This is a genomic window from Micromonospora sp. NPDC005172, from assembly GCF_040608555.1.
GTDB lineage: Bacteria > Actinomycetota > Actinomycetes > Mycobacteriales > Micromonosporaceae > Micromonospora.
In genome coordinates this window covers 1-8524 of the sequence record NZ_JBEXIL010000097.1, presented here as the reverse complement: position 1 = coordinate 8524, position 8524 = coordinate 1, and the positions used below count along the sequence as shown (strand labels likewise).

The 8524-nt window shown below is 72.6% G+C and carries 9 protein-coding genes; 7 read left to right on the top strand and 2 right to left on the bottom strand.

Features of this window, described 5'->3' with window-relative positions:
• Positions 1-130: 130 nt before the first annotated feature.
• The 6 genes from ABZV06_RS31655 (at position 131) to ABZV06_RS31630 (ending at position 6171) form a co-directional block, all read left to right on the top strand.
• A complete protein-coding gene (locus ABZV06_RS31655; protein WP_355625924.1) occupies positions 131-787 on the top strand; it encodes a GntR family transcriptional regulator in 657 nt (218 codons plus the stop codon).
• 84 nt (positions 788-871) lie between these two features.
• Positions 872-2677 (top strand): allophanate hydrolase, encoded by a 1806-nt coding sequence (gene atzF / locus ABZV06_RS31650; RefSeq protein ID WP_355625922.1) that lies wholly within the window; start codon positions 872-874, stop codon positions 2675-2677.
• A gap of 38 nt (positions 2678-2715) precedes the next feature.
• On the top strand, positions 2716-3405 hold the full coding sequence (locus ABZV06_RS31645) for an isochorismatase family cysteine hydrolase (protein WP_355625920.1): 690 nt from the start codon (positions 2716-2718) through the stop codon (positions 3403-3405).
• A gap of 9 nt (positions 3406-3414) precedes the next feature.
• The gene (locus ABZV06_RS31640) at positions 3415-4107 is read left to right on the top strand and encodes an isochorismatase family cysteine hydrolase (protein WP_355243609.1); all 693 of its coding nucleotides are present in this window, start codon (positions 3415-3417) and stop codon (positions 4105-4107) included.
• Between the two features lie 12 nt (positions 4108-4119).
• Positions 4120-5748: a regulator gene (locus tag ABZV06_RS31635; RefSeq protein ID WP_355243606.1), complete on the top strand. Its 1629-nt coding sequence runs from the start codon at positions 4120-4122 to the stop codon at positions 5746-5748.
• Positions 5749-5784: 36 nt separating this feature from the next.
• Entirely contained in the window at positions 5785-6171 is a 387-nt protein-coding gene (locus ABZV06_RS31630) for an AtzH-like domain-containing protein (protein WP_355243603.1), read from the top strand.
• Positions 6172-6232: 61 nt separating this feature from the next.
• Here the strand turns inward: ABZV06_RS31630 and ABZV06_RS31625 are convergent, their stop codons facing one another.
• Entirely contained in the window at positions 6233-6514 is a 282-nt protein-coding gene (locus ABZV06_RS31625; protein ID WP_355243600.1) for a hypothetical protein, read from the bottom strand.
• A gap of 12 nt (positions 6515-6526) precedes the next feature.
• Positions 6527-7366 carry a hypothetical protein gene (locus ABZV06_RS31620; protein WP_355625918.1) on the bottom strand — a complete coding sequence of 280 codons (840 nt, stop codon included), beginning with the start codon at positions 7364-7366 and terminating at the stop codon, positions 6527-6529.
• Positions 7367-7989: 623 nt separating this feature from the next.
• Here ABZV06_RS31620 and ABZV06_RS31615 point away from each other — a divergent pair.
• Positions 7990-8524, top strand: a 535-nt coding sequence (locus tag ABZV06_RS31615) for an endo-1,4-beta-xylanase (protein ID WP_355243594.1), incomplete at its 3' end; no start/stop codon positions are given.

The window sequence follows — 8524 nt, the reverse complement described above, 5'->3', positions numbered from 1 at the left end:
GCCGCCCGCCGCACACGGCGGGCGGCACGCTCGTGGTCGGCCCGGCGCGGCCGAAGCGGTCGCCGGGCCGAGGGGACGCGCCCGCGCCGCTCGTAGGGCGACGGGTGGCAGACTCGTCAGCGTGAACGACATGGCCGCACCGACGATGGACGGTGAGCTGGAGAGCGTCAGTCTGGTGGACCTCGCCGTCTCCCGGCTGACCCGGGACATCCTCAGCGGCAAGAGCGATCCGGGCGAACGCCTCGTCGAGGAGCAGCTCACCCGTCGGCTCGGGATCAGCCGAGCGCCCCTGCGGGAGGCGCTGCGGTTGCTGGCCCAGCAGGGGCTGGTCGAGCACGTGCCCCGACGAGGCGTCCGGGTCGCGACGCTCTCCGACCGCGACGTGCGGGAGCTGTACGAGCTACGGGACGTCCTCGAACGATTCGCGGTGCGGGCGGGGATCCCGGTGGCCAGGGAGAGCGACCTGGCGGGGTTACGGGCGACGCTTCAAGCGATGCGGGAGGCGACCCGGGCCGGCGACCGGATGGCGGTCGCCGAGTCGCACCGGGCGTTCCACGTCGCGCTGGTCGCGCTCGCCGGCAACCGTCAGCTCTCCGCCGTGTACGGCTCGATCCTGGTGAAGTTGCAGCTCTACATGGCGATCAACCTGCGGCGTGAGGCGGAGGCGGCGCAGCCGTCGGACGGGGTCCACCGGCACGAGCGGTTGTTCGAGGCGGTCGCCGGGGGAGACCCCGAGGAGGTTCTCGCCGTGTTGTCCGGGCACGGCGCGCGCTCCTATCTGGATTAGGGCCGGCAGCCGGGCGCGCAGGCCGTCATGTCCCCGTTACAGAACGCGCCGCTCGCTGTAACAGAACGGTCGACAATCGACAGTATGCCAAAGCCAGTCGGATCCATCTCGGACCTGCGGACGGCGTACCGCGAGGGCCGCCTGACCCCGACGGACCAGGCCGAACGCGTGCTCGACGGGCTGGCCTTCAGCGCCGACGGGCCGGTCTGGATCAGCACCGTGCCGGCCGGCGACCTGCGGGCCCGAGCCGAGTCGCTGACCCGCCACGGTGATCCCGCGTCACCCCTGTACGGGATCCCCTTCGCGGTCAAGGACAACATCGACGTGGCCGGCCTGGTGACCACGGCGGGCTGCCCCGACTTCGGATACGTGGCCTCCGAGGACGCGCCGGTGGTGCGCCGACTGCTCGACGCCGGCGCGCTGCTCGTCGGCAAGACCAACCTGGACCAGTTCGCCACCGGCCTGACGGGCGCCCGCTCGCCGTACGGCAGTTGCGAGAGCGTCTTCGGTGGCGGCCTCATCTCCGGCGGCTCCAGCTCCGGCTCGGCGGTCGCGGTCGCCGCGGGCCAGGTCAGCTTCGCCCTGGGTACGGACACCGCCGGCTCCGGCCGGGTGCCGGCGGCGCTGAACGGGATCGTCGGCGTCAAGCCCACCCGTGGTCTGCTCAGCACGGCCGGTGTGGTGCCCGCCTGCCGCTCGCTCGACTGCGTGTCGGTCTTCGCTCCCGACGTGGCGGGCGCCGTCGACGTGCTGCACGCCGCCCGTGGCGTCACCTCGGCCGACCCGTGGGGACGTCCGTTGCCGGCGGAGCGGGTGGTTGCCCGCATGCCGGGGACGCTACGCCTCGGGGTGCCGTGGGCAGAAGACCTCGAGTTCTTCGGCGACGCCGGGCAGGAGGCCCGTTTCGCCGCCGGCGTGCAACTGCTGCGTACCCTCGTCGGATCTCTGCGGTCGGTGCCACTCGCCGCCTTCTTCGCGGCGGGTGACCTGCTCTACCAGGGGCCCTGGGTGGCGGAGCGGCTCGTGGGCCTGGGTGACTTCCTGCGGACGCGTCCGCAGTCGGTGCTGGCGGTGACCCGGGCCGTGCTGGAGACCGGCCTGCGGTACGACGCGGTCGACGCCTTCCGGGGCCGGCACCGCCTGCGTGAGCTGCGCGCCCAGGTCGACCACCTCTGGGAGGACGTCGACGTGCTCGTCGTGCCCACCGTCGGCACCACGTTCACGCTCGACGAGATCGCCGAGGACCCGATCGGGCGCAACGCCATGCTCGGCCGCTACACCCAGTTCGCCAACCTGCTCGACCTGGCCGCGGTGACCGTACCCAACGGCTTCACCCCCGCCGGCCGACCGGCGAGCCTGACCCTGCTCGGCCCGGCGTTCAGCGACACCACCCTGGCCCGGCTGGCCGCGACCCTCACCACGGGCGGCGACGCGATACCAGGACCGGCGGTCGGCGCGACGTCCGCCGCGCCCCCGGCCGAGGTGCTGATCGCCGTGGTCGGCCGGCACCTGGCCGGCGAGTCCCGCAACGGCGAACTGCTCGGGCGCGGCGCGGTCCTCGCCGGCGTCGCCCGTACCGCGCCGCTCTACCGGCTCTACCGGATGGACACCGCCGACGGCGAAGGGCTGCCCGGACTGGTCCGGGTCGCGCCGGAGACCCCGACAGGCCACCCGATCGAGGTCGAGCTGTGGCGACTGCCCAGCGCCGCGCTCGGTGGGTTGCTGGCCGGCGTGCCGGCACCCCTGTCGCTCGGCTGGGTCCGACTGCACGACGGGCGGGACGTCCTCGGCTTCCTCTGCGAGGCGTACGCCGCGGGCCCTCCGGCCGAGGACATCAGCGCCAGCGGTGGATGGCGGGCCTACCGCCGCTCGGCCGCGGCTCGGCGCTGACCCGGGCCGTACCAGCGATCACGACAGGAGGCGAGAGGATGGCAAGCATCGGGCCGGTACCGGCCAACCCCTATCCGTGGCCGTACGACGGTGTCGCCGACACCGCGCGGACCGCGCTGCTCTGCATCGACTGGCAGACCGACTTCTGCGGGCCGGGCGGCTACGTCGACGCGATGGGCTACGACATCGGTCTCACCCGGGCCGGCCTGCCGGCCACCGCCCGGCTGCTGGAGCACGCCCGGTCGCTCGGGATGCTGGTCGTGCACACCCGGGAGGGGCACGACCCCGACCTGTCCGACCTGCCGGCCAACAAGCGCTGGCGTTCGGCCCGCATCGGCGCGGAGATCGGCGGGGCCGGTCCGGCCGGCCGGATCCTCGTCCGGGGCGAGCCGGGGTGGGAGATCGTGCCCGAGGTCGCCGCGCTGCCCGGCGAGGTGATCATCGACAAGCCGGGCAAGGGTGCCTTCTACGCCACCAACCTCGACCTCGTGCTCCGGACCCGGGGCATCACCCACCTGATCCTCACCGGCATCACCACCGACGTCTGCGTGCACACCACCATGCGCGAGGCGAACGACCGGGGATACGAGTGCCTGATCCTCTCCGACTGCACCGGCGCCACCGACAAGGCCAACCACGACGCGGCACTGCACATGGTCACCATGCAGGGCGGCGTCTTCGGCTGCGTCACCACATCCGACGACGTCATCGCCGCCACGGCGAAATGAGGTGAGCCCATGCCGACCATCGCCGACGCGCGGCCCGGCCCGTACTCCTTCGACATCCCGACCACGGCGCTGCTCGTCATCGACATGCAGCGCGACTTCCTGGAACCCGGTGGGTTCGGTGCGAGCCTCGGCAACGACGTGAGCCAGTTACGCCGTACCATCGCGCCGCTCGCGGCCCTGCTGGCCGACGCCCGCGCCGTCGGCCTGGCCGTCGTGCACACCCGCGAGGGGCACCTTCCCGACCTGTCCGACTGCCCGCCGGCCAAGCTCAACCGGGGCACGCCGAGCAAGCGGATCGGTGATCCCGGGCCGACGGGCCGGATCCTCGTCCGCGGCGAGTACGGCCACGACATCATCGACGAGCTGTCGCCGCTGCCCGGCGAGCCGGTCGTCGACAAGCCCGGCAAGGGCGCCTTCCATGCCACCGACCTGGACGTCCTGCTCGCCGAGCGGGGCATCCGCAGCCTCCTGGTCGCCGGGGTCACCACCGAGGTGTGCGTGCACACCACCGTCCGGGAGGCCAACGACCGCGGGTACGAGTGCCTCGTGCTCGCCGACTGTGTCGGGTCCTACTTCCCGGAGTTCCACCGGGTCGGGCTCGAGATGATCGCCGCCCAGGGCGGGATCTTCGGGTGGGTCGCGGACTCGACGCAGGTCCGTGCCGTGTTGCCCACCACGTCCGCGTTGCAACCCTCCTCCTGACCGGGAGCAGTCATGGTCTCCACGAAGCCCACCGTCGTGCCGCTCCCGTTCTGGGTACGCGGCGACACCAACGCGTTCTTCGGTTTCGGCGTCAACGTCCTGGTCAACGTGCTCACTCTGACCGGGCTCTGCATCGGCGTGGTCAAGCTGCCCGAGGGGGAGGTGTTCGGCACGATCCTGCCGGCGCTCGGCATCGCCCTGGTCGCCGGCAACATCTACTACACCTACCTGGCCCGCCGTCTGGCCCGTCGGGAGAACCGCGCCGACGTGACGGCCCTGCCGTACGGGCCGAGCGTGCCGCACATGTTCATCGTCATCTTCGTCATCATGCTCCCGATCTACCTGCGCACCCAGGACCCGGTGCGGGCCTGGGAGGCCGGGCTGGCATGGGCCTTCATCATCGGCGTGATCGTGCTGATCGGCGCGTTCGTGGGGCCCTACATCCGCCGGTACGCGCCCCGGGCGGCGCTGCTCGGCACCCTCGCCGGAATCTCGATCACCTTCATCTCGATGAACCCGGCCGGGCAGATGTGGCGGATGGCCTGGGTGGCCCTACCCGTCCTCGCCCTGCTGCTGATCGGCCTGCTCACCGACGTGAAGCTGCCGTTCAACTTTCCGATCGGGCTTGCGGCCCTGCTGGTGGGCACCGCCATCGGCTGGGCCGGCGGTGCGATGTCGGTGCCGGACGTGACGGCCGCCGCCCGGGACATCGCGGTCGCCGTACCCTCGTTCAAGCTGGACCTGCTGTTCACCGGGCTGTCCGACATGGCGCCGTTGCTGGCGACGGCCATCCCCCTCGGCGTCTACAACTTCACCGAGGGCATGACGAACGTGGAGAGCGCGGCGACGGCGGGGGACAACTACAACCTGCGCAGCGTGCTGCTGGCCGACGGCGCGGGCGCGGTGATCGGCGCGGCGCTCGGCTCGCCGTTCCCGCCCGCCGTCTACGTCGGCCACCCGGGCTGGAAGGCGGCGGGTGGCCGCAGCGGCTACTCGATGGCTACCGGCGTGGTGATCGCGGTGCTCTGCTTCCTCGGCATGTTCGGGCTGCTCGCGGCCATCTTCCCGACGGCGGCCATCGTGCCGATCCTGCTCTACATCGGCCTGCTGATCGGGGCGCAGGCGTTCCAGGCGACCCCACGGGCGCACGCGGCGGCCGTGGTCGCCGCGCTGGTGCCGAACATCGCGGCCTGGGCGACCGGGCAGATCGACAACGCGTTGGCGGCGGCCGGCACCAGCGCGGCCGCGGTCGGCGACGACGCGCTCAACGGGGCCGGCGTCGTGTACGACGGGCTGCTGGTGCTCGGCCGGGGCGCCATCCTCGCCGGCCTGGTGCTCGGCGCGGTGGTGGTCTTCGTCATCGACAAGCGGTTCGTCCGGGCGGCGATCTTCGCCGCCTCCGGCGCGGTGCTGTCGTTCATCGGGCTGATCCACGGCGAGCGGATCGAGTGGAACGCCAACGGGCAGGTGGCCCTGGGCTATCTCTTCGTCGCGGTGATCTGCGCGGTCTTCGCGCTCGGCCGTCCCACTCCGCGCGAACCGGACCCGGGGGAGGCCGAGCTGGACGAGGCGCCCGGTGCCGCCGCGCCCACCACCGACCAGGAACCCGCCGAACAGCATCCCGCGGCGGTGCGTGGCTGAACCGCCCGACCGGACCGATGGAGAGGACGGCACCGCATGGAGATCGATCGCACGGACGTGGTCGCCGAGGTGGCGGCGGCCTTCGCGGGATACGAGCGGGCGCTCGTCGACGGTGACGCCGACGCGATCTGCGGGTACTTCTGGGACTCCGACCGGACGGTGCGGTTCGGCATCGCCGACCATCAGTACGGGCTCGACGAGCAGCGCAAGTGGCGGGCCGCGCAGCCACCGCTGCCGGCGGGCCGCCGGCTGGTCGACCCGAGGATCAGCACGTTCGGCGCGGACCTCGCGGTCGTGACGACCCGATTCGGGTACGCCGACAGCGCCGCGACCGGACGGCAGACCCAGACCTGGGTACGCCTGCCCGCCGGTTGGCGCATCGTCACCGCCCACGTCTCCGAGCCCGCGCCGAACGTCGACTGAGCTGGCCGGCAGGCCGTACGACGAAGCGCCCCGTCCAGACTGGACGGAGCGCTTCGTGGTGTCAGCCGAACGGCGTGCCGGGCGTCCGGTGGTCCTCGTCGGCGCGCGACAGCGGCGCGGCCACCTCGATCCGGGGCGACCGGTCCGGCGGAAGGTGGGCGGGGTCGGCGATGACGACCACGTCCACCTCGCCGTCGACCATCTTCTGCTCGACGGTCTCCCACGATGCGCGGACGATCCCGTTCAGCCGGTACTCATGTCGGCGCAGGTGGGTCAGACACGTCGCGATGGCGTGTTCCGACGGCTCGATGTGGGCGGGTACCCAGATGACGGCTAGCTCCATGATCTCTCCTGATCAACGTCGTGGACGCGGATGGGCGATCAGGAGCTGCCGTGGTGGCGGGGGACCCCGCTCCACGGGTCGACCGGTGGCTCGATTGTCGAAGGGGAGGACGGCGCGTCCCCGGTGCAGCGGCCCGACGGCCGGCGGCCCGTCGGTGGCCGACGCCGCCAGGTCGGCACCACCGGCGCTCGTGCTGGTCGGTGCGGACACGAAGGCCAGGACCAGCGCCGGTGGTCCCGGTAGCGGGGGAGCGGGAGGGACCGGCGTCGGCGCAGGTGCGGCGGTCATCGCCGTCCGCTCGCGCGCCGGCAGACGACGGTCGACGCCGTCGGCGCGGGACGCCTGCACCGTCTGGGGCGGGGCCGCCGGCGGCGTGGCGCGGGTGGCCGACGAGGCGACCGGTGTGGGCGCGGTGGGTGGCGAGGACGGCTGTCGCGTACGAGGCGGTCGAGTGGGCGCGGGTGCGGACGGTTCCGTCGTCGGCAGGCGAGGCACGGTGGCCGTCGGCAGGGGCAGCGGGGTGGCCGTCGGCAGCGGGACAGCCGTCGGCAGCGGCAGGGGCAGAGCCGTCGGCAGGGGCAGGTCGATGTGCAGCGGAGTCTCGAGCACGCCCCGCAGCAGCGAGCCGACGATGCCTGGTGCCCCGGGATCGTCCACCGAGCCGGTGGTGCTGGGCATCGGCACCGGCGCTGGGGAGACGAGATCGACGGAGACGAGTTGCGCTGCGGCGGGCTCCGCTGCGGCGGGCTCCGCGCCCAGGGCCGCCGCGAGCGCGGCCGCGCCGAGCGCCACCACGCCGAGCGCCACCGCGCCGAGCGCCGCCGGCGGCGGGCAGTGCTTCGGGCGTGTCACGCGGATGCCCGCGACGATCGCGCCCGGCCCGGCTCGACACGCCGGTGCCGTTGTCCGAGCAGTCGCTCGTCGACCCGTGGCGTCCCACCCATGCGCGGGTTGTTGCCCCCTCGGGACTCCGGCTACACCTGCCACCGGCGGATCGACGCCGGTCAGGGTGCCCAGCCCGCCCTGTGAGCGATAACAAGGCTCGCGTTCGGCCCGTCCGCCGCGTCCGAGACGCACGGCCCGCCGGTCCGATCCCGTACCGGCATTGAGTGGCGACGATGAGCTGCGCTCCGCGAACCGGTGCCGTGCGGGGCGTCGTGTGGCCGGCTCGTTACGTCTTGACGAACAGCATGTTATCGCTCACTCTCGATGCAGAGGTCGGCGGCGTCGGTGGCTCACCGGGCGGGTCCCGCGGTCGCGCCTCGACGTACGGCGTCCCCACGGGCAGCGGACGCCGTCTCAGGACTCGTGTGGTTCCCGGTGCACGCCGGTCGATCCCGCGTGCGTCGGTGCGCGGTGGGCCAGGATGACCGTCCCGGATTCCGTGGCCCAGCCGACGTGCGCCGCCGGGAACAGGTCGTCCTGAGCGAAGTGGCACCTCACCACCGCCGATGCACCCACCGAAGAGGAACGACATGACATTGAGAAGGAATCTGCTGGCGACGGCGACCCTCGCGGTCACGCTGACCGCGGGTATCACGGTCGCGCTGGCACCCATGGCCAGCGCCGGAACGACGTTGAAGGCATCGGCGGCCGAGAAGGGCCGCTACTTCGGCGCCGCCGTCGCGACGGGCAAGCTCTCCGACGGCCAGTACACCAGCATCCTCAACGGCGAGTTCAACAGCGTCACCCCCGAGAACGAGATGAAGTGGGACGCCACCGAGCCCCAGCAGGGTCGGTTCAGCTACACCGGTGGGGACCGTCTCGTCAGCCATGCCCAGGCCAACGGCATGAGCGTGCGGGGGCACGCGCTGTTGTGGCACGCCCAGCAGCCGGGTTGGGCGCAGGGCATGTCCGGGACCGCGCTGCGTAACGCCGCCATCAACCACGTCACCCAGGTCGCCACCCACTTCCAGGGCAAGATCTACGCCTGGGACGTGGTGAACGAGGCGTTCGCCGACGGCGGCAGCGGTGGGCGGCGCGACTCCAACCTGCAGCGCACCGGCAACG